Annotated in this window: 21 protein-coding genes; 5 read left to right on the top strand and 16 right to left on the bottom strand. The window is 68.6% G+C overall.

What is annotated here, in order from left to right:
• Positions 1–44 precede the first annotated feature (44 nt).
• From C1H66_RS12725 to C1H66_RS12670, 12 genes are all read right to left on the bottom strand, one after another.
• Positions 45–764, bottom strand: a complete 720-nt coding sequence (locus C1H66_RS12725; protein ID WP_102628263.1) for a response regulator — start codon at positions 762–764, stop codon at positions 45–47.
• Positions 761–2,206 carry an ATP-binding protein gene (locus tag C1H66_RS12720; protein WP_102628262.1) on the bottom strand — a complete coding sequence of 482 codons (1,446 nt, stop codon included), beginning with the start codon at positions 2,204–2,206 and terminating at the stop codon, positions 761–763. Before C1H66_RS12720 ends, C1H66_RS12725 begins: the two co-directional genes overlap by 4 nt.
• 122 nt (positions 2,207–2,328) lie before the next feature.
• Positions 2,329–3,381, bottom strand: coding sequence for a substrate-binding domain-containing protein (locus C1H66_RS12715; protein ID WP_102628261.1), 1,053 nt, complete (start codon positions 3,379–3,381; stop codon positions 2,329–2,331).
• Positions 3,382–3,501: 120 nt separating this feature from the next.
• Positions 3,502–5,151: an alpha-amylase family glycosyl hydrolase gene (locus C1H66_RS12710; protein WP_102628260.1), complete on the bottom strand. Its 1,650-nt coding sequence runs from the start codon at positions 5,149–5,151 to the stop codon at positions 3,502–3,504.
• A gap of 73 nt (positions 5,152–5,224) precedes the next feature.
• Positions 5,225–6,514 carry an ABC transporter substrate-binding protein gene (locus C1H66_RS12705; RefSeq protein WP_102628259.1) on the bottom strand — a complete coding sequence of 430 codons (1,290 nt, stop codon included), beginning with the start codon at positions 6,512–6,514 and terminating at the stop codon, positions 5,225–5,227.
• Positions 6,515–6,619: 105 nt separating this feature from the next.
• Positions 6,620–7,726 (bottom strand): ABC transporter ATP-binding protein, encoded by a 1,107-nt coding sequence (locus C1H66_RS12700; protein ID WP_102628258.1) that lies wholly within the window; start codon positions 7,724–7,726, stop codon positions 6,620–6,622.
• 71 nt (positions 7,727–7,797) lie between these two features.
• Positions 7,798–9,429, bottom strand: coding sequence for an alpha-glucosidase family protein (locus tag C1H66_RS12695; RefSeq protein ID WP_102628257.1), 1,632 nt, complete (start codon positions 9,427–9,429; stop codon positions 7,798–7,800).
• A 25-nt stretch (positions 9,430–9,454) separates the two neighbouring features.
• Positions 9,455–10,297: a carbohydrate ABC transporter permease gene (locus C1H66_RS12690; RefSeq protein WP_102628256.1), complete on the bottom strand. Its 843-nt coding sequence runs from the start codon at positions 10,295–10,297 to the stop codon at positions 9,455–9,457.
• Positions 10,294–11,271: a carbohydrate ABC transporter permease gene (locus tag C1H66_RS12685; protein ID WP_102628255.1), complete on the bottom strand. Its 978-nt coding sequence runs from the start codon at positions 11,269–11,271 to the stop codon at positions 10,294–10,296. Before C1H66_RS12685 ends, C1H66_RS12690 begins: the two co-directional genes overlap by 4 nt.
• Positions 11,272–11,286: 15 nt before the next feature.
• A complete protein-coding gene (locus tag C1H66_RS12680) occupies positions 11,287–12,594 on the bottom strand; it encodes an ABC transporter substrate-binding protein (RefSeq protein ID WP_102628254.1) in 1,308 nt (435 codons plus the stop codon).
• A gap of 200 nt (positions 12,595–12,794) precedes the next feature.
• Positions 12,795–13,721 (bottom strand): LysO family transporter, encoded by a 927-nt coding sequence (locus C1H66_RS12675; RefSeq protein ID WP_102628253.1) that lies wholly within the window; start codon positions 13,719–13,721, stop codon positions 12,795–12,797.
• Positions 13,722–13,836: 115 nt separating this feature from the next.
• Entirely contained in the window at positions 13,837–14,550 is a 714-nt protein-coding gene (locus tag C1H66_RS12670; protein WP_102628252.1) for a hypothetical protein, read from the bottom strand.
• Between the two features lie 186 nt (positions 14,551–14,736).
• Here C1H66_RS12670 and C1H66_RS12665 point away from each other — a divergent pair, with 186 nt between their 5' ends.
• Entirely contained in the window at positions 14,737–15,294 is a 558-nt protein-coding gene (locus tag C1H66_RS12665; protein WP_102628251.1) for a DJ-1/PfpI family protein, read from the top strand.
• A gap of 76 nt (positions 15,295–15,370) precedes the next feature.
• On the opposite strand, the gene C1H66_RS12660 is transcribed toward C1H66_RS12665, so the two are convergent.
• The 4 genes from C1H66_RS12660 to ehuR all read right to left on the bottom strand — a co-directional run bounded on the left by C1H66_RS12660 (position 15,371) and on the right by ehuR (position 19,746).
• Positions 15,371–16,717: a nicotinate phosphoribosyltransferase gene (locus C1H66_RS12660; RefSeq protein WP_102628250.1), complete on the bottom strand. Its 1,347-nt coding sequence runs from the start codon at positions 16,715–16,717 to the stop codon at positions 15,371–15,373.
• Positions 16,714–17,280, bottom strand: coding sequence for a nicotinamidase (locus C1H66_RS12655; protein WP_102628249.1), 567 nt, complete (start codon positions 17,278–17,280; stop codon positions 16,714–16,716). Before C1H66_RS12655 ends, C1H66_RS12660 begins: the two co-directional genes overlap by 4 nt.
• 93 nt (positions 17,281–17,373) lie before the next feature.
• Entirely contained in the window at positions 17,374–18,309 is a 936-nt protein-coding gene (locus C1H66_RS12650; protein ID WP_102628248.1) for a 2-hydroxyacid dehydrogenase, read from the bottom strand.
• Between the two features lie 30 nt (positions 18,310–18,339).
• Complete coding sequence (ehuR, locus tag C1H66_RS12645; protein ID WP_102628247.1) at positions 18,340–19,746, bottom strand: MocR-like ectoine utilization transcription factor EhuR; 1,407 nt, start codon at positions 19,744–19,746, stop codon at positions 18,340–18,342.
• Between the two features lie 216 nt (positions 19,747–19,962).
• On the opposite strand from ehuR, the gene doeA reads away from it, so the two are divergent.
• From doeA to C1H66_RS12625, 4 genes are all read left to right on the top strand, one after another.
• Positions 19,963–21,162 (top strand): ectoine hydrolase DoeA, encoded by a 1,200-nt coding sequence (gene doeA, locus C1H66_RS12640; RefSeq protein ID WP_102628296.1) that lies wholly within the window; start codon positions 19,963–19,965, stop codon positions 21,160–21,162.
• A gap of 10 nt (positions 21,163–21,172) precedes the next feature.
• Entirely contained in the window at positions 21,173–22,186 is a 1,014-nt protein-coding gene (gene doeB / locus C1H66_RS12635; RefSeq protein ID WP_102628246.1) for a N(2)-acetyl-L-2,4-diaminobutanoate deacetylase DoeB, read from the top strand.
• 24 nt (positions 22,187–22,210) lie between these two features.
• On the top strand, positions 22,211–22,684 hold the full coding sequence (locus tag C1H66_RS12630; RefSeq protein ID WP_102628245.1) for an Lrp/AsnC family transcriptional regulator: 474 nt from the start codon (positions 22,211–22,213) through the stop codon (positions 22,682–22,684).
• A 227-nt stretch (positions 22,685–22,911) separates the two neighbouring features.
• Positions 22,912–23,579 (top strand): carbon-nitrogen hydrolase family protein (locus C1H66_RS12625; protein WP_102628244.1); only part of this gene is annotated, 668 nt, incomplete at its 3' end.

Raw genomic sequence — 23,579 nt, 5'->3', positions numbered from 1 at the left:
GCGATGCAGCGAAGGTGCAAAGGTCGTGCATCGCGCCCTCTCGCCTACTCCTCCGGCTGGTACTTGTAGCCGACGCCATAGACCGAGCGGATGATCTCCCGCTCCGGCCACACCTCGCCGATCTTCTTGCGCAGCTTCTTGACGTGGCTGTCCACGGTGCGCTCGGAGACGATGCGGTGGTCGCGGTACATGTGATCCATCAACTGGTCGCGGGAGAAGATCCGGCCGGGGGCGTGCATCATCACCCGCAGCAGCTGGAACTCCACCGCGGTCAGGCCCAGGTCCTGGCCGTCGGCCAGCGCCCGCCAGCCGTCGTCGTCGAGCACCAGGTCACTGCCGGTCGCGGTGGCGGGATCCTGGACGGCCCGGCTGCGGCGCAGTACCGCCTTGACCCTGGCCACCACTTCCCGCGGACTGAAGGGCTTGCAGATGTAGTCGTCGGCGCCGAGCTCGAGGCCCAGCAGACGGTCCACCTCTTCGACCCGCGCGGTGAGCATGATCACCGCCAGCCGCGGCCAGCGCTGGCGAATCTCGCGGCACAGGGTCAGGCCGTCGGTGCCCGGCAGCATCAGGTCGAGCAGCACCAGGTCGGGGGCCTGGCCGCCCTCCCGGGCGTGTTCGAGCCAGGGCAGTACTGCATCGCCGTGGTCCAGGTGGTGGGTGGCGAAGCCGTTGCCTGCCAGGTAGTCGGCGACCAGCCGGGCGATCTTGGGTTCGTCCTCGACGATCAGGACGGTATCCGCCGGGGTGTCGTGGTGGTTCATGCGAGTCTCTCCCTGAAGCCTGGGTCGTCGAGTGCCGGAAACTCCAGCGTCCAGCATAACCCACCGAGCGCCGATGACGAGGCCACCATGCGTCCGCCATGGGCCTTGACCAGGGCGGAGGCGATGGAGAGCCCCAGGCCGCTGCCGCCGCTGGCGCGACTGCGCGAGCCCTCGACCCGGTAGAGGCGTTCGGTCAGCCGCGGCAGTTCCGATGGCGGCACGCCCGGGGCGCTGTCCTCCCAGGTCACCCGGACTCCGTTCGCCAGTGGCTGCACGCTCACCCGGAGCCGGCCGGGGGCGCGTGTGTAGGCACAGGTGTTGTCGAGCAGATTGTTCCACAGCTGGCGCAGGCGCTGGATATCACCGCGGATCCGGGCCGTGCCGGCGATATCGGTCTCGAGCGTGATGCCACTGTCGGCGAGCCAGCCGCGGGCGTCCTCCAGTCGGCTCGCGAGGCTCTCGGCCAGATCCAGCGGGGCGAGCTGGACCTCGAGGGCCCCGGCATCGCTCTGGGAGAGCAGCCGCAGGTCGGCCACCAGGCGCTCGAGCTGGCCCACTTCCTGGGAGAGGGAGTGGAGGTTGTCCTGGTCCAGGGCACGGATGCCGTCCTGCATCGCCTCGATCTCGCCGCGCAGTACGGCGAGCGGGGTGCGCAGCTCATGGGCGATGTCGGAGACCCAGCGCGAGCGCGCCGCGCGGCTGGCCTCCAGGGTGCCGGCCAGGACGTTGAAGTCGCGGGCCAGCCGCGAGAGCTCGTCGCGCCCCCGTTCAGGAAGACGGATGCTGTAGTCGCCCTCGGTGAGCCGCCGGGTGGCCAGCGCCATGCTGCGGGTGCGCCGGCCCAGCCACCAGGAGAGCCCCCCGGCCAGCAGCAGCGAGGCGATGCCCAGGGAGCCGACGATGATCGCCAGGCTGCGCTGCTGGCGCGCCAGGAAGATACGATCCATGCGTGCCATCAGCTGCTCGGGGGGGCGATACCCCAGGGTGCCGACCCGCTCGCCGTCGTAGACGATGGGCAGCCAGCGCAGCTCGGGGGGGGGCTCATGCTCGTCGGGCGGCGCCGGGGGCAGGCCGATCACCGGCAGGCCGCGGGCGTCGTGGAGCACGAAGTCGCTGGGTTCGCCCAGGCGGCGCTCGATGCCGTGGGGCGGTGGCCCTTCGCCCGGCCACAGCTGCTGGCGCACCAGGCGGTGCCAGGCGTCGGGGGAGTGACGCAGCCACTGCCAGTCGCCGCGCCGGGCCCACTCCTCGCCGAGGCCCTCGGCGAGGGTCTCGGCGCGATTGGCCTGGGTGGTGTCGAGGTACTCGATGAAGCCGCGGTCGAGGCTGCGGGACACCGCCAGGAAGACCAGCGCCGAGATGGCCACGTTGACCACCAGGATGATCACGAACAGCTTGATGCCCAGGCGGGACACGGCGGGACGGGGGAGGCGGGGGCTCATGGGCGACTCGAGACGGAAGAACGAAGACCACAGCATCGCCCGGCGCGATGCAGCCATTGGTCATGCACTGTGCAAGCAAGGTGCAAGCGCTGGCAACTGCGCCTGTCGACGCCTGGCCGGCATCACGGGCAGCTGTCGCCGATCACCAGTTCGGTGTGCAGCAGGGTCGACTCGGAGGGCGCCAGGCCGAGGATCATGCGGGCGGCCATGCGTCCCTTCTCGACGCTGTCCTGGCGCACCGTGGTCAGCCGCGGGGCGCGGTACTGGCCCTCGGCGATGCCATCGAAACCGGTCAGGCGCAGGTCCTCGGGAACGCGCAGGCCGCGCTGCTCGGCCAGGGTGAGGGCGGTGAGGGCGATGCGGTCGGACATGCACAGCAGCAGGTCGGGGCGCTCGGCGTCGGGCAGGTCGAGGATCTCCTCGAGCACCGGGGCACACATCTCGTAGGTGTTCTCCTCGATATTCCACATCGGCACGTCCTCGGGTGCGAAACCCCGCTCCTCCAGGGCCTGGTGGAAGCCGGCGAGACGCGAGCGGGTGATGGAGCGTTCGGCCGGCAGCAGCTCGTGCTCCTCGGTGATGCGGCCATTGCAGGGGGCTTCGGTGAGCCGCAGGCTGACGATTGCCACTCGGCGTGCCGGGGTGCTCAGGGCATGGCGGGCGACACGGTAGCTTGAAGGCTCATTATCGATATGCACGGTGGGATAGCCTGCGGGGCTGAAGTCCACGGCTACCAGCGGTCGCTGGGCAGGCAGGTCCGCAGAGACCATCAGGCTTGGTGGCATCAGGCCGTAGGCGATGAAGCCGTCGGCGATGCTCGACGAGCCGGGCGCTTGAGAGATGTGCTGGCGACCCGAGAGCAGCAGCAGGGTATGGCCATGGGCATCCAGTACCTCCGCGATACCGGACAACAGCTCGCTGGCCACGGCATCGTTGATGCTGTAGGTGAGGCTCTCGGCGAGGATCACCGCGATGATCCGCGAGCGTCCGGTGCGCAGGCTGCGTGCCTTGGCGTCGGGGCCGCGGTAGCCGAGCCGTTTGGCTTCGCCGAGGATGCGCTCGCGTAGCCTGGGCGAGAGCTGGTCGGGCCGGTTGAAGGCGTTGGAGACGGTCGCCGTGGAGACGCCGAGCTCGCGGGCCAGGTCCTTGAGGGTGGTGCGGCGTGGGGGACACACAGGGCGACTCGGCTCCGGGCGGGTGTCTTTAACGATTTAGTTAGCAGCCTAGCATAGCGTGCCGTGATGCGCGATACCAGGCTCGACGACCTTTCGGAAAGGTCGCCGAGCGGTGTCGTCTCAGCTGATCGCCATCCACGCCGCTTGCCCGGGGTCGAGGCCCAGTTCGCGGCCCTCCAACCGGGGGGTGGCCATGCCCGGCAGGGCCAGGCTCGACCAGCCGTCGGCACCGGGCACCAGGGCGTCGAGCCGCACCCGTGCCGCCGCGGCACCCTGGCGGCCGAGATGGGCCAGGCACAGCAGGTGTCGTCCGCCCGACTGACGTACCACCCCGAAGACGTCGGCCGGAAGCGCGGCCGGTGCCAGCAACTGCTGCTCACCCTGGCGCAGGGTGTCGCTGTCGGCACGCAGCTTCAGCAGCCGGCGTATCCGGTTCAGCAGGCTGTCGGGATCGGCCTCCTGGCGCGCCACGGCCAGGGGACGATGCCGGGAATAAACCGGCAGCCAGGGCGTGGTTCCTTCCGGGCAGAAGCCGCCCTGCGGGCCGTCCTCCCAGGCCATGGGCGTGCGACAGCCGTCGCGGCCCTTGACCTCCGGCCAGAGGTTGATGCCGAAGGGGTCCCGGAGATCCTCGTGGGCCAGTTCCGCCTCGGGCAGGCCGAGCTCCTCGCCCTGGTAGAGGCACAGGTTGCCGCGCAGCGAGCAGAGCACGGTCAGCGCCAGCAGGGCCCGATCCTCGCCCCAACTGGTGGCGCTGCGCTCCACGTCGTGGTTGGAGAGCGCCCAGCAGGGCCAGGCGTCCTCGCCCAGCTCACGGAAACGGACCAGGACGCCGTACAGCTCGTCGGCGTTGCCGGTGCTGCCCAGCAGGTCGAAGGTGTAGGCCATATGCAGGCGGCTGTCGCCGGCGGTATAGGCGGCCATGATCGGCAACTGGTCGTTGCCGGCGATCTCGCCCACGCTGGTGGCGCCCGGGTATTCGTCGAGCAGGGCGCGGATCCGCTCCAAGTAGGCGAGGTTCTCGGGCTGCTCGATATTGTGGCGCTGGAACTGGTAGCTCTGTGGGTTACCGGGCAGGACCCGTTCGCGGGGCATCGGCGGGTTGTCGGTCAAGGCCGGGTCGTGGAAGAAGTAGTTGACCACGTCGAAGCGGAAGCCGTCGACGCCGAGCTCCAGCCAGAAGCGCAGGTTGTCGAGCTGGGCCTGCTGGACCGCCGGGTGGTGGAAGTCGAGGTCCGGCTGGCTGGGCAGGAAGTTGTGCAGGTAGTACTGGCGGCGCCGGGCGTCGAAGGTCCAGGCCGGCCCGCCGAAGGCGGCCATCCAGTTGTTGGGGGGCGTGCCATCGGGCTTGGGGTCGGCCCAGACGTACCAGTCGGCCTTGCCATTGGTGCGATCCCGGCGGCTCTCCTGGAACCAGGGGTGCGCATCGGAGCTGTGCGACAGCACCTGGTCGATGATCACCCTCAGGCCCAGGGCATGGGCGCGGGCGATCAGCGCGCGGAAGTCGTCGAGGGTGCCGAACATCGGGTCGACATCGCGGTAGTCGGCGACATCGTAGCCGAAGTCCTTCATCGGCGAGGTGAAGAAGGGCGACAGCCAGATGGCATCGACCTTCAGCGAGGCGACGTAATCGAGCTTCTCGGTGATGCCCTTGAGATCGCCGATGCCGTCGCCATTGGCATCCATGAAGCTGCGCGGGTAGATCTGGTAGAGGGTGGCGCCGCGCCACCAGTCGGTGTCTGCCTCGCGGCGTTGCTGTGACAGTGTCATCGAGGTCTCCTGCCCCCGGCAGGGCCGGCTGGCCCTCCCGGCGGGTTGGGATAAGGGAGGGGGGAAGGGGGGCTTACCAGCCGCGGCGGCTCATGCGGCCGAGTTCCCGCTCCAGCTGCTCCAGGCCCTGCTCGGCGGTGAGGTCGCCGGAGAGCACGTCGTGGACACGGTTGAAGAAGGCGTTGGAGACCCGCGGGTAGTGCTCGCCGGTGACGTTGGCCGGACGCGGCACGCCGCCCACCAGGGTGTCGTAGAGCTCGCCGATGAACGGCTGGGCCTCGAGCACCTCCGCGTCCTGGTAGAGCGCCTCGCGGGTGGGGTTCATGCCGAAGCGGATGGCGTGGGCCTTCTGCTGGGCCTCGCCGGTCATATAGGCCACCAGGTCGGCGGCCTCCGCGGGGTGCTCGGAGTAGCGCGACACCGCATAGCTCCAGCCGCCCAGGGTGGCCACCGACTCGCCCTCGGGACCGTGGGGCAGCGGCGCGGCGCCGAACCGGCCCTGGATGGCGGTGCCCTCGGCCTCGCCCAGGGCCCAGACATAGGGCCAGTTGCGCATGAACACGGCGTTGCCGGACTGGAAGACCCCGCGGGCCTCCTCTTCCATGTAGTTGCGCACGCCTCGCGGCGCGATATCGCCGATCCAGGTGGCGGCCAGGGTCAGCGCCTCGGCGGCCCGGGGGTTGTTGACGGTGACGTTGCCCTCGGCGTCGACGAGGGTGCCGCCGCCGTAGCTGGCGATCCACTCCAGGGCGTTGGTGGTCAGGCCCTCGTAGGCGCGGCCCTGGAAGACGAAGCCGTGCATGCGCTCGTTGCCTGCCTCGCGCTCGGCGTTCTGGATCTCCCGGGCGATCTCGGTCAGTTGCTCCCAGGTCTCGGGGACCTCATGGCCATACTGCTCCAGCAGGTCGCGGCGATAGTAGAGCAGGCCGGCGTCGGTGAACCAGGGCAGCGCCAGCAGGCGGTCGTCCACGGTGTTGTTGTCGATCATCGCCGGGAAGAAGCCCTCGGTGGCGTCCTCGGGCAGGTGCTCGGCGAGATCCACCAGGTGGGGGGCAAGCAGACCCGGCCAGACGGTGTCGATCATCAGCACGTCGATGTCGCCGGACTGGCTGCCGAGCAGCTGCTGGTAGAGGGAGAGCTTCTCGGTGGCCGACTGGGGCGTGGTGACCACCGCCACCTCGTGGCCGGTCTGCTCGGCCCACTGCTCGGCGAGCACCGGGCAGAAGTCGGCGGCGCCACCGTCGCCGCAGGCGATGGTGATGGTGGCGGCCTGCGCCTGGGTGGCGGTCAGCGTCAGGCCGCCGGCCAGCAGGGAGGCCAGCAGGACGGGGCGAGCGAGGGGGGCAGGCGTGCGGGAGTTCATGAGGCGACGTCCTCTCGTTGTAGTCATTGGCGGTATGATCCCGGGGGAGGCGGCGTCATCGCGACGGGGCCAGGCAAGATCACCGGCGGTGGGGGCGGGGAGGCGTCAGGCCACGGCCCGGGCCGGGGCGACGGTCAGCGCCCGGTTCTGGCCGTCGAACAGGTGGACATGCTCGGGATCCGGCACCAGGGCGACCCGCTGGCCGACCCGCCAGGGGCTCGGTGCCTCGCTGCGATGGATCAGCAGGGTGTCGCCGGCCTTGGGCTCCAGGTAGACGTAGACCTCGTTGCCCAGGTACTCGACGTTGACGATCTCGAAGGCGTTGTCGCCGGTGGCCTCGGCCAGGCGCAGATGCTCGGGGCGCACGCCCAGGGTCAGTGCCTCGTCGGCGCTATGCTGGGCGGTGTCCTGGGGCAGGGCCAGTTCGCCGACGCCGGCGGTGCGCACCCGGCAGCCACGCTTGTCGCCGGCCACCAGGGACGCGGGCAGGAAGTTCATGGTCGGCGAGCCGATAAAGCCGGCCACGAACCGGGTGGCCGGACGCTGGTAGAGCTCATGGGGGCTGCCGACCTGCTCGACCCGGCCGGCATTGAGCACCACGATCTTGTCGGCGAGGGTCATCGCCTCCACCTGGTCGTGGGTGACGTAGATCATGGTGGACTCGAGGCGCTGGTGCAGGCGGGCGATCTCGTTGCGCATCTGCACCCGCAGCGAGGCATCCAGGTTGGAGAGCGGCTCGTCGAACAGCAGGATGCGCGGTTCACGTGCCATGGCGCGGCCCATGGCCACGCGCTGGCGCTGGCCGCCGGAGAGCGCCTTGGGCTTGCGCTCGAGCAGCTCCTCGAGCTGCAGGATGCGCGCGGTGGCCATGACTCGCTCGTGGACCGTCTCCTTGGCGGCCTTGGCGAGTTTGAGCCCGAAGGCCATGTTCTCGTAGACCGTCATGTGCGGGTAGAGGGCATAGGACTGGAAGACCATGCCCACGCCGCGCTCGCGGGGCGGCAGCTCGTTGACCACGGTGTCGCCGATGGAGAGCTCGCCGTCGCTGATCGACTCGAGCCCGGCGATCAGCCGCAGCAGGGTCGACTTGCCGCAGCCCGAGGGCCCGACAAAGACCACGAACTCGCCGTCGCCGATCTCCAGGTCGACGTCCTTGATGATATGGGTACTGCCGAAGACCTTGTTGACCTTGTCGAGTTTGACGCTTGCCATGGGTGTGTCTCCTTGCCGGCCCGGCGGTGGATTGCCTCTCCGCGGGCCGGCCTGGTTGTTATGAGTAGCTGTTATGAGTGTGGCTCAACGGTGAAGTAGGCGGCCTGGTAGGGCGGCAGGCGCAGGGTCTCGCCATCGCGCTCGTGGGTGAAGCCGTGACCGTCCAGGGCCCTGTCGACCGTCAGCGGCAGCCGGGTCTGCTGGGCCTGGCCTGTGAGGTTGAAGACGCAGAGGATGCGCTCCTCGCCCTTCTGGCGAACGAAGCCCAGCAGTGCCTCACCGACATCGACCAGGCTCAGGTCGCCGTCGAACAGCGCCGGATGGGCGGTGCGCAGGGCGAGCAGGCGCCGGGTGGCGCTGAGCACCGAGTCCGCGTCGTCCTGCTGCTCGGCGACGGAGAGCGGCAGCTGGCGTGACGCCACCGGCAGCCAGGGCTCCACCCCCGCGGCGGTGAAGCCGCCATGCTCGGCATTGTCCCAGGGCATGGGGGTGCGACAGCCATCGCGGCCCTTGAATTCCGGCCACAGCACCTTGCCGTAGGGGTCCTGGATGCGCTCGAAGGGCACCTCGGCCTCGGGCAGGCCCAGCTCCTCGCCCTGGTAGAGGCAGACGCTGCCGCGCAGGGAGAAGAGCAGGGCCAGGGCGACCTTGGGGTAGGCGATGGGGTCCTCGTCCGCGCCCCAGCGGCTGGCGCTTCTCACCACGTCATGATTGGAGAGCGCCCAGCACGGCCAGGCGTCGCCGGCCAGGCGCTGGAAGCGCTCGATCACCTCGCGGATATAGGCCGCCGAGTGGGGTTCGTTGAGCAGGTCGAAGGTGTAGGCCATGTGCAGCTTGTCGCCGCCGGCGGTGTATTCGGCCATGCGCTCGAGCGGATTGTCGTCGCCGATCTCGCCCACCGTGGTGGTACCGGGGAACGCGTCCATCAGCGCGCGCAGCTCCCTGAGGAAGTCGAGGTTCTCCGGGCGGCTAAGGTCATAGACATGGCGCTGCCAGGTGTAGGGGTTGGCGTCCGGCGCGCCCAGGGTCTTGGTCTCGCCCGCCGGTACCGGCGGGTTGTCGCGCAGTTTCTGGTCGTGGAAGTAGAAGTTGACGGTATCCAGGCGGAAGCCGTCGACGCCGAGCTCGAGCCAGAAGCGCATGTTGTCGAGCTGCGCCGCCCTGACCTCCGGGTGATGGAAGTTGAGGTCCGGCTGGCTAGTCAGGAAGTTGTGCAGGTAGTACTGGCGCCGCCGCGAGTCGAAGGTCCAGGCCGAGCCGCCGAAGATCGACAGCCAGTTGTTGGGTGGCGTGCCGTCCGGCTTGGGGTCGGCCCAGACGTACCAGTCGGCCTTGGGGTTGGTGCGATCGGCGCGGCTCTCCTGGAACCAGGGGTGCGCCTCGGAGGTGTGGCTGATCACCTGGTCGATCATCACCTTGAGGCCCAGGCCATGGGCCTTCGCCAGCAGCGCCTTGAAGTCGTCCAGGGTGCCGAACATCGGGTCCACGTCGCGGTAGTCGCTGACGTCGTAGCCGAAGTCGAGCATCGGCGAGGTGAAGAAGGGCGACAGCCAGATGGCGTCCACGCCCAGCGAGGCCACGTAGTCGAGCTTCTCGGTGATACCCGCCAGATCACCAATTCCATCATGATTGGTGTCCATGAAGCTGCGCGGATAGATCTGGTAGATGACGCCACCGCGCCACCAGAGGGTGTTGTCTTGCATTGAGGCATTCCGGGGTGACATGGGTTTAGCCCTTGACCGCGCCGGCGGTCAGGCCGGAGACGATGCGTCGCTGGAAGATGATCACCAGGATCACCAGGGGCACGGTGACCACCACCGAGGCGGCCATGATCGGGCCCCAGGGCAGCTCGTAGGCGCTGCCGCCGGAGAGCAGGGCGATGGCCACCGGCACGGTGCGCTGGCTGTCGGTGAGGGTGAAGGTCAGGGCGAACAGGAACTCGTTCCAGGCGGCGATAAAGGCCAATAGCCCCGTCGTCGCCATGGCCGGCCACATCAGCGGCAGGAACACCTTGGTGATGGTGATCCAGGGGGTGGCGCCGTCCATGATCGCCGCCTCCTCGAGCTCCATGGGCAACTGCTTCATGAAGGTGGTCAGCACCCAGACGGTGAAGGGCAGGGTGAAGATGGTGTAGCTCAGTATCAGGCCGCCCGGGTTGTTGTAGAGATTCAGTGCGCGGATCACCTCGAACAGGCCGGAGAGCACCGCCACCTGGGGAAACATCGACACCCCGAGGATCACCAGCAGCACCGTGGAGCGGCCGCGGAAGCGCACCCGGCCCAGGGCGTAGGAGGCGGTGATGCCGAGCAGCAGGGCGATGAACACCACGCTGGTGGCGATCAGGATGGAGTTGAAGATCGCCTGGATGAAACTGCGCTGGGTGAATACCTGCACGTAGTTGGCCAGGCTCCAGGTGCTGGGCCACAGCTCGACCCGGAACAGGTCGCTGGACGGCTTGAAGGAGGTGATCACGGCGTAATAGAAGGGGAACACCGCGATGACCACCACGAAGGCCACCAGCAGCCAGAAGCCGAGGCGAGTGGCGAGCTTGTTGAACTGGCGCGAGGTCATGCGTCACCTCCCAGGTTGAGACGGTTTCGGCCCAGGTAGAGATAGGCGATGGTCGCCAGCGCGATGATCAGGAACAGCAGGGTCGAGGCGGCGCTGCCATAGCCCACGTCCTGGAACTCGACCAGTTGCTGGCGGGCGTAGATCGACATCGACATGGTGCTGGTGGAGTTGGAGGTCAGCACGTAGATGACGTCGAACACGCGCAGGGCATCGAGCAGGCGGAAGATCACCGCCACCATCAGCGCCGGGGTGATCAGCGGCAGGGTGACCTTGAAGAACACCGTGACCGGGTGGATGCCGTCGACCTCGGCGGCTTCATAGCAGTCCTTGGGCAGCATCTGCAGGGCGGCCAGCGCCAGCAGGGCGACGAAGGGGGTGGTCTTCCAGACGTCGACCATGATCACCGCCCACATGGAGTAGGAGGCGTCGGCGGTCCAGGCGATGGGCGCACCGATGATGCCCAGTGCCATCAGGATCTGGTTGATGATCCCGAACTGGTCGTTGAGCATCCAGGCCCACATCTGGGCCGAGACGATGGTGGGAATGGCCCAGGGGATCAGCACCGCGGCGCGCACGAAGGTGCGGCCCTTGAACTCGGCGTTGAGGATCAGCGCGACGATGATGCCGAACACCACCTCCAGGGACACCGACACCACCGAGAAGTAGGCGGTGTTCCACACCGCGCGCCACCAGATGGGATCGGCGAGCACGCCGTACCACTGGCCGTCGTCGTAGACCAGGTAGTTCTCCAGGCCGACGAAGAAGACGTTGCTGAGGTCGGAGAGGGTGGCATCGGTGAAGCTGAAGTAGAAGGTGCGCAGCAGCGGCCAACCGGCGACCAGGGTCAGCGCGACGAGCATCGGCGCCAGGAAGGTCCAGGCGGCGCGAACCCGCTGGCGGCGCACCTTGGTGCTGCGGTAGCGGCCTTGCTGGGGGCGCGCCGCGGCGGGCGCGCTCTCGAGGGTGGTGGACATGGGAGACTCCCGGGGTTACCAGTTGCGACGCTTGAGACGCGACAGCTCGCGCTCCAGGTCGGTCACTGCCTGCTCGCCGCTCTTGCTGCCGGAGAGCACGTCGTGGGTGGTGCTGAAGAAGGCGTTGCTGACTCGGCCGTAAGCGTCGCCGGTCACCGCCGAGGGGCGTGCTACCGCATTGACGAAGGTCTCGTAGAGGTCGCCGAAGAAGGGGACCGCCTCGAGTACCTCGTCGTCCTGGTAGAGGGCTTCGAGGGTCGGGTTGTAGGCCCCCTCGATGGCACGGCGCTTCTGCTCCGCCTCACCGGTCAGGAAGGCCACCAGCTCGGCGGCCAGCTCGCGATTCTCGCTGTAGCGGGAGACCGCCAGGTTCCAGCCACCCAGGGTCGCGGCGCTCTGGTTGTCGCCGCCCGAAGCCGCGGCCTGGTTATCGCCGCCCTCGCCGCCGTGAGGCAGCTTGACCACGCCGACCTTGCCGCGCACCTCGCTGCCCTCGCTCTGGGCCAGGGCCCAGGCATAGGGCCAGTTGCGCATGAACACCGCGTTGCCGCCCTGGAAGACGCCGCGGGCCTCCTCCTCGGTATAGTTGAGCACGCCGTTCGGGGCGATGTCGCCGATCCAGCTGGCCGCCAGGTCCAGGGCCGCAGCGGCGCCGTCGTTGTCGATGCTGACCTCGCCGTCGGACTCCACCAGGGTGCCGCCGCCGTGGCTGGCCACCCACTCCAGGGCGTTGCAGGTCAGGCCTTCGTAGGCGCGGCCCTGGAAGACGAAGCCGTGCATGCGCCCGTTGCCGGCCTCACGCTCCGCGTTCTGGATCTTGCGGGCGATCTCGGTGAGCTCCTCCCAGGTCTCGGGCGGTTCGAAGCCGTACTGCTCCAGCAGGTCGGTGCGGTAGTAGAGCACCCCGGCATCGGTGAACCAGGGCAGGGCCACCAGGCGGCCGTCCACGGTGTTGTTCTCGACGATGGCCGGGAAGTGGCCCTCGGCGGCGTCCTCGCCCAGTACCTCGCCCAGATCGAGCAGGTGGTTGCCGAGCAGGCCCGGCCAGATCACGTCGATCTGGAAGACGTCGATGTCGCTGGAGTTGGCGGAGAGGATCTGCTGATAGAGCGACAGGCGCTCGGTGGAGGAGTTGGGGGTGGAGACGATGTCGACGCTATGGCCGGTCTGCTCCTCCCAGGCGGCGACGCCCTCCTGGCAGAGGGTGAGCTCGGCGCCCACGGCGCCGCATGAGATCGTCAGGTCGGCGGCCTGGGCCTGGCCGGTTGCGGCAAGGGTGGATGTGGCCATGGAGATGGCGGCGATCAGGGTCTTCTTGAGCATGGTGGCTTCCTCGTCGGCTTGTTGTTATGACATCGCTGGCAGTTGGCAGTCAGTCGTTTCTTAAACGATTAAGATCGTAGGCGCTCAGTTAGCCGTTTCGTGTGGCGGAGTTCAACCTAGACTTTGGGCTAACGAGCTACGAGCTACGAGCTACGAGCTACGAGCTACGAGCAGAGGGCGCCGGCGGTTGGTGGCTCCGATCATAGGGAGAGCAGGAACAGGATCAACGGTGGCGAGAGCAGCGAGAGGATGAAGCCGCTGACCACGGCGATGGGCACGCAGGCCACCCCGCCGTGCTGCTGGATCACCGGCAGGGTGAAGTCCATGGAGGTGGCGCCGCCGTAGCCGATGGCGAGTGCCGCGTGGCGGCGGATCACCAGGGGGATCAGCACGAAGGCGAGCAGCTCCCGGGTCAGGTCGTTGAAGAAGGCCACGCCGCCGAGCAGCGGCCCGAGCCGGTCGCCGATCAGGATGCCCGACAGCGAGTACCAGCCGAAGCCGGCGGCCATGGCCAACCCCTCGTTCCAGGTCAGGCCGAGCAGAGGAGCGGCCAGCAGGCCGCCGGCGAGCGAGGTCACGGCCAGCACCATGGCGATGGCCAGGCCGAAGCGGTTGAGCAGGATCTGGCGCAGGGGCATACCGGAGTTGCGCAGCTGGCAGCCGATCAGCGCCAGCAGGGCATAGAGCACCCACTCGGCGAGGGTCTCGGCCCCGGCGAAGAGGGCCTCGCCGGTCAGGTTGCCACCGGCCAGGCCCAGCAGCACGCCCAGCAGCACCGCGCCCACCAGCGCGAGCGAGCCGGTCATGGCGGCCAGTTTGCTGGTGGGGGCCCCGGGCACCACCCGTGACGGGTCGGCGCGCAGGCCGAGCCGTCGGGAGAGCCACCACAGTCCGGCCAGGTTCAGGGCGCTGATGACTGCGAACAACTGCAGGGCCTGACCGCCCATGCGCGAGAGCTGGCTGGCGAGGTCCTCGAGCCCGGCAAGGCTCACCCCCATCAGCAGCAGGATCACATAGACCGAGGCGTTCACCCCGCGATTGATCAGGGCCAGGGTCGCGGCATGGTGCACCGGTACCAGATAGCCCAGCACCAGTGGCAACAGCACGATCAGCAGGCCGGACAGCATCGAGATTCCCTTCCCTGCAAGGGCCGCCGACGACGGCCGTGAGGCCCGTTACTCTAGAGAATCCCGCGGGAGAGGGAAACGGCTTTTCCCGAATGGGGCATCAGCGACACGAATGTCAATCGGGCCGCGCCAGTTCGGTCAGCGACAGGCGGCTCTGGCGCTGGCCGTCGCGGTGGTATTCCACCGCCAGCAGTAGCCCGGGGAACTCGGGGTGGAAGCTGAACAACAGCCGGCGTTCGGGCTTCTCGGGGTCGATCGCCTCGACCCTGACGGCCTCGAACTCTCCGGCGGGCAGGGCGATCGTCTCGCGGTCGAGCACGCGGTAGTCGAGCCGCTCCTCGCGGCCGCGGTGGTCCTGGTAGTCGAGCCGGCAGGCGGCGTCCTGGCAGTCGCCGGTGAGGGCGCGACGCGACAGCTCGAACAGGGCGGCCTGGCGGTCGGGGCGCTCGGCAAGGGCCTCGCCGGTGAGCCGGTAGTCGCCGCCGAGGCCCAGCAGCGAGTAGCCGCTGGCGTAGTGCACCGAGCGCACGCCCTGTGGCTCGACGATGAAGCGGCTACGCTCCCTACCCTTGGCCACGGCGATGGCGGCGCTCATGCGGCTCTGCCAATGGTCGTCTTCGCGGGTCAAGCGATGCTCGATGGTGGCATTGGGCCAGCCACGTACCTCCAACCGGTAGTTGGCGGTGAAGGGGCGGGGCACCGCGCTGTGCTCGGGTCCCACCGCCTTCCTGCCGGGAACCGCCGCGTGTGCCCCGGGCAAGGCAGCCACCAGGGCCAGGGTCAGCAGCAGGAGCAGCACTGAGGAAAGAAGGCGTGAAGGGTGGGGCATGGCGGGTCTCCCCGTGGCAGGGCATGGCAAGTATGGTGGAAGCAACACGGCTGAGAACCGCGGCGCACGGTTCTGGTTCCCTGCTACACGGTTGTTGCACGCTCGGGCGGGGTGATCGATGGGCTGCTACGCTTCTGCCTGCAGGTCGCGACAGTTCCGTCACGACCCTTCAAGGAGGATTCTCTCATGGCCAGACTCTTGCTGATTGCCGGTGACTTCGTCGAGGACTACGAGATCATGGTGCCCTTCCAGGCGTTGCAGGCCATGGGGCACGAGGTCGATGCCGTCTGCCCGGAGAAGCGCGAGGGGGACCGGATCCGCACAGCCATCCATGACTTCGAGGGGGACCAGACCTACACCGAGAAGCCGGGGCACGACTTCACCCTCAACGCCACCTTCGCCGAGGTCGAGGTGGCCGACTACGATGGCCTGGTGATCCCCGGCGGTCGGGCTCCGGAGTACCTGCGCCTCGACGAGCGGGTGCTGGAGATGGTCCGTCACTTCTTCGAGCATGAAAAGCCGGTCGCCGCGATCTGTCACGGCGCTCAGTTGCTGGCGGCGGCGGTGTCGCTGGAGGGGCGCCGGGTCTCGGCCTATCCGGCCTGTGCGCCGGAAGTCCGCCTGGCCGGCGGCGACTATGCCGAGATCGAGGTCGATCAGGCCGTATCGAGCGGCAAGCTGGTCACGGCGCCAGCCTGGCCGGCGCATCCGGCCTGGCTCAGCCAGTTCAATGCGCTGCTGTAGGATGGACGCTGTCGAGGGGGCCGAGACGATCACTCCGGCGCGATGCATGGGCCGGCGTGGGGGCGTATCGCCGCACTCAGGTCGATGACTGCAGGCGCGCCAGGCCCGCGCTGAGTTCCACCGGGTAGCCGCTCTCGCCCTCCTCGAGCCGCCTGACGTCCTCGGGGAAGCGGGCGAGGGCATCCGTGACCCGTTCCCGGGCCCGGTCCGCCCGGGCCATTTCCGCCTCGTCGATTCGACCCGCCCGCACCAGCGGCGCCAGCAGCGGCTCGCCTTCCTCGATCGGTTCGTCGCGCAGGGCGATGATGTCGCCCGCATAGCGCCCGTCGGCGTCCCGGCGACGATAGAGCTGCTTGCGCGCCGGCAGGTTGATCTTGCCGGGCGAGTGCTTGACCCGGGGCATGCCGGCGTACTCCACCAGCTTGTAGGAGAGGTCGATCACCGGGGCGTCCGCCGAGACCCCCATCTCGGTGCCCACGCCGAAGGCGTCGATGGGGGCGTCGTCCTCGAGCAGGGCGTCGATCTTGTGCTCGTCGAGCCCGCTGCTGGCGACGATCTTCACCTCGGCATGGCCGGCCGTGTCGAGCAGGGCGCGAGCCCCCCTGGCGAGCTCGCCCAGGTCGCCGGAGTCGAGCCGGATGGCATTCACCCGCACCTCGGGATCGTCACGCATCAGCTCGATCACCTTGCGCACCCCTTCCAGGGTGTCGTGGGTGTCCACCAGCAGGGTGGTGCCGGGATAGTGGCGGGCGAAGGCGCGGAAGGCCTCGTGCTCGTGGTCGTGGGCGAGGATATAGCTGTGGGCCATGGTGCCGTTGAGTGCCAGGTCGTGGCGCAGGCCGCCGAGCACGTTGCTGGTGCCGGCCAGCCCGGCGGTGCGGTAGGCGCGCACCCCGCGTACGGCGGCGTCGATCCCGTGCATGCGGCGCAGGCCGAAGTCGACCACCGGGCGGTCGCGGGCCGCCATCACGATGCGTACCGCCTTGGAGGCCAGCACCGTCTCGAGCTGCACCAGGTTCATGATCAGGCTCTCGAGTAGCTGGGCCTCGGCGATGGGGGCCTCGACCTCCATGAAGGGTTCGTTCTGGAACACCGGGGTGCCCTCGGGGAGGGTCCAGATGTCGCCGCTGAAGCGCCAGCCGGCGAGCCAGTCGAGGAAGGCGTCGTCGAAGGTGCCGGTGCCGGCCAGCCGTTCCAGCGCCGACGGCGTGAAGCGGATTCGGCTGGCCAGGGCGGCGGCATGCTGCTGGCCGCAGGCGAGCATGAAGCGCCGGGTCGGCGGCAGCTTGCGGAAGTAGAGGCTGAAGGTGGCCCGCTCGTGCATCCGCTCCTTCCAGTAGGCCTGGAGCATGGTGAGCTGGTAGAGGTCGGTGAGCAGCGCCAGCTCGCTGTCGTCGACCTGGACGGGGATCGGCTCGCTCATTGACGAACCTCGATGCCGGCGGCCTCGAACTCGCGTCGGCAGGCCTCGCCGGCCTGGGCATCCACCGCCGCGCTCAGGCTCTCCAGCAGCAGGGTGGTGAAGCCGGCCCGACGAGCCTCCAGCACCGTGGCTCGGACACAGACGTCCAGGGCCAGCCCGCAGACGACCACCCGCTCGACGCCCTTCTCCTTCAGGTAGCCGGCGAGCCCGGTATCGTCGAAGGCGGAGTAGGCGTCGCGGTCGAAGGCCGTGGCCTTGCTGACCCGGATGGTGCCCTCGGGGAGGGCGAGGTCGCGATGAAAGGCCGCGCCCTCGGTGTCCTGGACGCAGTGTACCGGCCAGGGGCCGCCGCGATGTTCGAAGCTGACGTGATCGACGGGGTGCCAGTCGCGGGAGGCGACCACCAGGGCGCCGCCGCGCCGGGCGGCGGCGATCTCGGCGTTGATGCCCGGCACCAGGGCGGAGCCGCCGGTCACCGCCAGGGCGCCACCCTCGCAGAAGTCGTTCTGCAGGTCCACGACCAGCAGGGCGTCATGGGGGCCATAGTCCACTCGCGTCGTCATCGTGCACCTCCCGGGAGGTCGATGGGTTCACCTTCAGCCTATCGCCTGTACCGCCTTTCTTGTAGGCAGGGATGAGGTCGATGCCGCGATGATTCAATAGCCGGCGTCGGGGTCGACGGTCGCCACCGGCTCGCCGGCCTCGAAGGCGCGCAGCGTATCGGCCACCTGGTCGAGTGCCGCCGAGAGCGGTGTCGGCCCGGCCATATGGGGCGTGATCCAGATGCGTGGATGCGACCAGAGGGGGCTGTCGGCCGGCAGCGGCTCCTCGGCAAAGGCGTCGAGGAGGGCGCCGCGCAGCCGGCCCTCCCGTTCGCCTTCCCCCAGCGCCTCGAGCAGCGCCTGCTCGTCGATCAGGGTGCCGCGGCCGGGGTTGATCAGGCTGGCCCCCTCGGGCAGCGCGCCCAGCGCCTCGGCGTCGATGAGATGCCGGGTCTCCCGGGTGTCGGGCAGCAACAGCACCAGGGTGCGCACCCGGCCGAGCAACGCGACGAGCCCGTCGTCGCCATGGTGGCAGGTGATGGCCTCGAGCGACTTGGGCGTGCGGCTCCAGCCGTGCACGGGAAAGCCGTCGGCGGCGATCGTCTCGGCCACCTTGGCGCCGATGGCGCCGAGGCCCAGCACTCCCACCGGCCAGTCGCCCTTGTCGGTCACGGCGTGTTCGCGCCACTCCCGGTGTGCCTGCTGGCGGCGGTAGCGGTCGAAGTCGCGCTGGAAGTGCAGCACGCCGTAGCGCACGTAGTCGCCGATCAGGTCACTCATGCCCGCGTCGCGCAGCTTGACGATGGGCACGCCCGCGGGCAGGCCGGGGTTGCCCAGCAGGGCATCGACCCCGGCCCCCAGGTTGACGATGCCCTTCAGCCGGGTCTGCTCGCGCAGCAGCTCGGCGGGGGGCTTCCACACCGCCAGGTAGTCAACATCGCGGCGCGCCTCGGCGGGGGCGTCGCTGGTGACGATCTCGGCGTCCGGCAGGCGCTCGACCAGCGCCTCGCGCCAGGTCTCGGCGTCGTCGATATGGAGCAGTACGCGCATGTCGGCTCCCTCTGCTGGGTCGCGGTGGCTTCAGTACACGATCTGCATCATGGGCGGTGGCGCCTCGTCGAGCAAGCCGGCCAGGCGGGCCAGCCCCTCGCCGAGCCGGGCGGTGTCGGGCTCGGCGCCGAGACTGACGCGGATGCGCCGTGGCGGTGGGGTCTGTTCCACCATGAAGGGCACCGCCGTGGTGATGGCCAGCCCCTCCTGCTCGGCATGCTGCTGGAGCTCCTCGGCGCGCCACGCACCGGGCAGCGTGATCCACAGGTGCAGGCTGCTGGGCCGCGAGACGAAGGGGTGGCGCCCCAGCCGGCGGGTGGCGAGCCGCTGTCGCTCGCCGAGCAGCTCGCGCTGCTCGGCCGCCAGGGCCTCGACGCTGCCGTCCGCCAGCCACAGGTGGGCGAGCTCGAAGACCAGCGGGGTGGCCATCCAGGTGGTGGCGCGCATCCGCGGCAGGGTGTGATGCAGCTGGCTGCGGGGCACCGTCAGGTAACCCGCCCGCAGTCCCGGTACCGTGACCTTGGTCAGGCTGGTGACGTGGAAGCCGAGCTGGGGAAGCCTGGCCGTCAGCGGCGTCAGCCCCGGCGCTTCCAGCAGGGCGTGGACATCGTCCTCGATCAGCCATACGCCGTGACGCTCGAGCACCTCGGCCACGGCATCGCGGCGCGCCTCGCTCATGGTCGCGCCCGTGGGGTTGAGCTGGGTGGGCGTCAGGCAGACGGCGCGGGGCTTGAAGCGACGACAGGCGACGTCGAGCGCCTCGGGGACCACGCCCTCGTCGTCGATGGTCACGCCGCGCAGCTGGAAGCCGAGGGTGCGCGACAGGGCGATCAGCCCGTGGTCGGTGAGCGCCTCGGTGAGCACCAGGTCGCCGTGCTGGACCACCGTGGAGATCGCCAGCATCAGGCCGTGGGCGGCGCCGTTGCAGAGGATGAGATCGTCGACCTCTGCGGGCACCCCGAGCCGGGTGGTGAGCCAGGTGCTGGCGCGCTCACGCTGGTGCAGGAGCCCGGCGATCGGCCGGTTGGCCGTGATCACCTCGGGACTGGCGTGCTCGGCCAGCTCGGCCAGGGCCTGGCGAAAGCGCAGGTGATGGCCCGGCGGGCAGACGGGGTGGGCGATGGAGAGGTCGATCAACGGGTGCTCCTGACGCGGCTCATGGCCGCGCAGGTAGGCCGACTCCTTGGCATCGTCCAGGGCATTGATCCAGGTCCCGCTGCCGATGCGTGCCTGGACCAGGCCCATCTTCTCGGCCTGGGCGTAGGCGCGGGACACCGTCTGCACGCTGACGCCGAGGGTCTCGGCCAGCTGGCGATGGGGCGGCAGGCGGGTGCCGGGCGTGAGTTCGCCCTGGCGGATCGCTTCCGACAGCGCCCTGGCGATGGCCAGGTACTTGGGGCCTGCGTCGGTCAGGTAGGGGGTCAGATCAATTGTCATGATGCAATAAAGCCTTTGACCGCCAGCCAATGGGTGGTGCTAGTATCCTCCTAGCGGCATTGACTGGCAATTGTCATGGTTGATATCACAAAGCATCATGACAATTATCACGACGGCGGATCAATCGTGCCAGTGACCGGTACCCCTGCGGCCCGGCCCTCTCCCCGGCGGGAGACGGCCGGTTCTTGGTGATGTGATGCGATGGCGAGTGGCCACATGATTCAGGTTTCCCTGCCCTTCACTCGTGAGGAATATGCCAGCCGCCTGTGGAAGGTGCGTGCCGAGATGGCCGGTCGAGGGATCGACGTGCTGATCATCAGCGACCCTTCCAACATGGCGTGGCTGACCGGCTATGACGGCTGGTCGTTCTACGTGCACCAGTGCGTGCTGCTCGGCCTGGAGGGCGAGCCGGTGTGGTATGGCCGGCGCCAGGACAGCAACGGTGCCCTGCGCACCTGCTGGATGGATCCGGACAACATCACCTACTACCCGGATTACTATGTGCAGAATCCGGACATGCACCCCATGGACTACCTGGCCCAGACCATCCTGCCCGACCGTGGCTGGCACCAGGGCGTGGTAGGCATGGAGATGGACAACTACTATTTCTCGGCCAAGGCCTACCAGAGCCTGCTGCGCGAGCTGCCCCACGCCCGCTTCCTCGATGCCAATGCCCTGGTCAACTGGTGCCGCGCCATCAAGTCGCCCCAGGAGATCGAGTACATGCGTATCGCCGCCCGCATCGTCGAGGGCATGCACTCGCGGATCCTGGAGGTCATCGAGCCGGGGCTCGCCAAGAGCAAGCTGGTCTCGGAGATCTACCGGGTCGGCATCGAGGGCTGGACGGCGCCGGACGGCAAGGTCTACGGCGGCGACTACCCGGCCATCGTGCCGCTGCTGCCCACCGGCTCGGATGCCGCCGCCCCCCATCTGACCTGGGACGATACCCCCTTCCGCCAGGGCGAGGGCACCTTCTTCGAGATCGCCGGTTGCTTCAAGCGCTACCATGCGCCGCTGTCGCGCACGGTGTTCCTCGGCAAGCCGCCCCAGGAGTTCGTGCGCGGCGAGTCGGCGCTGCTCGAGGGCATCGAGAACGGCCTGGAGGTGGCCAGGCCCGGCAACCGCTGTGCCGACATCGCCATGGCGCTGGGCGCGGCCATGGACAAGTACGGTTTCGACCGCGGCGGTGCCCGCTGCGGCTACCCCATCGGCATCAGCTATCCGCCGGACTGGGGCGAGCGGACCATGAGCCTGCGCCCCTCCGACGAGACCATCCTGCAGCCGGGCATGACCTTCCACTTCATGCCCGGCATGTGGATGGACGACTGGGGCCTGGAGATCACCGAGAGCATCCTGATCACCGAGAGCGGCGCCGAGCCGCTGGCGAACTTCCCCCGTCAGCTGTTCGTCAAGTAAGGAGACGACCATGAACAAGCGACCCAGCCCGATTTCCGCCACCGTCGACTTCGACGCCGATGGCGTCCAGCATGGCTTCCTCAAGCTGCCGATCTCCAACGACGAGTCGGCGTGGGGGGCGGTGATGATCCCCGTCACCGTGGTGAAGAATGGCGAGGGCCCCACGGCCCTGCTGACCGGCGGCAACCACGGCGACGAGTACGAAGGCATCACCGCCCTGCTCAAGCTGGCCAACTCGCTCACCGCCGACCAGGTGCGGGGGCGGGTGATCATCGTGCCGATGATGAACACCCCGGCGGCCATGGCCGGCAAGCGGACGTCGCCCATGGACGGCGGCAACCTCAACCGCAGCTTTCCCGGCGACCCCGACGGCACGGTCACCGAGAGGATCGCCGACTACTTCACCCGGGTGATGGTGCCGATGTGCGACGTGGTGCTCGACCTGCACTCCGGCGGGCGCACCCTGGACATCATCCCCTTCGCCGCTTCCCACGTGCTGGAGGACGCCGAGCAGCAGCGCCAGGCGCTGGCAGGCGCCAAGGCCTTCGGCGCCCCCTATGCGATGATGATGTTCGAACTCGACGCCGCGGCGCTGTTCGACACCGCGGTGGAGAGCCAGGGCAAGGTGTTCGTCGCCACCGAACTGGGCGGCGGCGGCACCTCGACGCCACAGAGCCTGGCCATCACCGAGCGCGGCATCCGCAACTTCCTGATCCACTTCGGCCTGACCGCCGGCGAGCTGGAGCTGCCCGCCGCGCCGCAGGTCTACCTCGACATGCCCGATGCCAGCTGCTATGTGCAGAGCGAGCACACCGGCCTGCTCGAGCTGACCCTGGCGCTGGGCGAGGCGGTGGAAGAGGGGCAGGTGATCGCCCGGGTCTTCGATCTGACCCGCAGCGGCGCCCCACCGGTGGAGTACCGGGCGGGCCGCAGCGGGGTGCTGGCGGCGCGGCGCTTCCCGGCCCAGGTCAACATGGGGGACACCATCGCGGTGATCGCCGAAGTCGTCGATTCGCTGGGCTGATCCGACACGTCAGGAAGACAACGCATGAAGCTCGATCGCTATGACCTGAAGATTCTCGAGATCCTCTCCCGGGACGGGCGCATCACCAAGTCGAAGCTGGCCGAGGCGATCAACCTCTCGGTCAGCCCCTGCTGGGAGCGGGTGCGGCGGCTGGAGAAGGCCGGCATCATCGAGGGCTACACCGCCCGGATCAATGCCGGTGCACTGGTCCGGCGCACGCCGGTCTGGGTGCAGGTCGAGCTCAAGGCGCACAACGCCGAGAGCTTCGCCCGCTTCGAGGCGCTGGTCCACGACACCCCCGAGGTCACCGAGTGCGTGGCGGTGGGGGGGGGCGTCGACTACCTGATCAAGGTCGAGGCCGAGACCATCGACGCCTACCAGCGGCTGCTCGATACCTGGCTGACCGGTGAGGCCGGGATCGAGCGCTATTTCACCTACATCGTCACCAAGACGGTGAAGCGTCCCGCCCCCGGTTTCGCGCCCCGCGACTTCGCCTGAGCCCGGCGATCAGCCGATGGCATCCTGCCTCGGGCGCGCAAGCGAAACTTCAGCGTTGATTTCACGGAGACCGATTCTGGCTTAAGCTTGTCGTGGAGGGTGAGCCGATGCTCACCCAGGCCGGGCGATCCCACCGGCACTGATCTTCCAATGGTGCCGGTCATGTTTGATGGATAGTCGATAGCGCCCTTGAAGATTTCGAGATCGCCTGACGCAGAGAGACCACGATGTCCTACTTCACGATTGCCGGTGTGCAGATGTATGCCCTGCACCACGGCGACAACACCGAGGCCATGCGCCACCGGGTCGACGTGCTGATGAGCCGTTTCCCCCAGGTGCAGATGGTAGTCTTCAGCGAGCTGATGCCCATGGGCGCCTCGCCGCACCATGCAGAACCGATGCCCAGCAACGCCGAGGCGCTGTTCTGCCAGATCGCCGAGCAGCACCGCATCTGGTTGATTCCCGGCTCGATGTTCGAGCAGGTGGACGACCGGGTCTACAACACTCTCTCAGTGATCAACCCTCACGGCCAGGTGGTGGCCCGCTACCGCAAGATGTTTCCCTTCTGTCCCTACGAGGCCGGGGTGGAGAGCGGCGGCGAGTTCGTCACCTTCGACGTGCCCAACGTCGGCCGCTTCGGGGTGTCGATCTGCTATGACATGTGGTTCCCCGAGACCACCCGCACGCTCGCTGCCATGGGCGCCGAGGTGATCCTGCACCCGACCATGACCGACACCATCGACCGCGACATCGAGCTGTCCATCGCGCGGACCAATGCGGCGGTCAACCAGTGCTACTTCTTCGACATCAACGGTGCCGGCGCCATCGGCAACGGTCGCTCCATCGTGGTCGGCCCCTCCGGCGACGTCATTCACCAGGCCGGCACCGGCGAGGA

The organism is Halomonas heilongjiangensis (genome assembly GCF_002879645.1).
Lineage (GTDB): Bacteria > Pseudomonadota > Gammaproteobacteria > Pseudomonadales > Halomonadaceae > Halomonas > Halomonas heilongjiangensis.
This window is presented reverse-complemented; position numbering and strand designations above follow the sequence as displayed.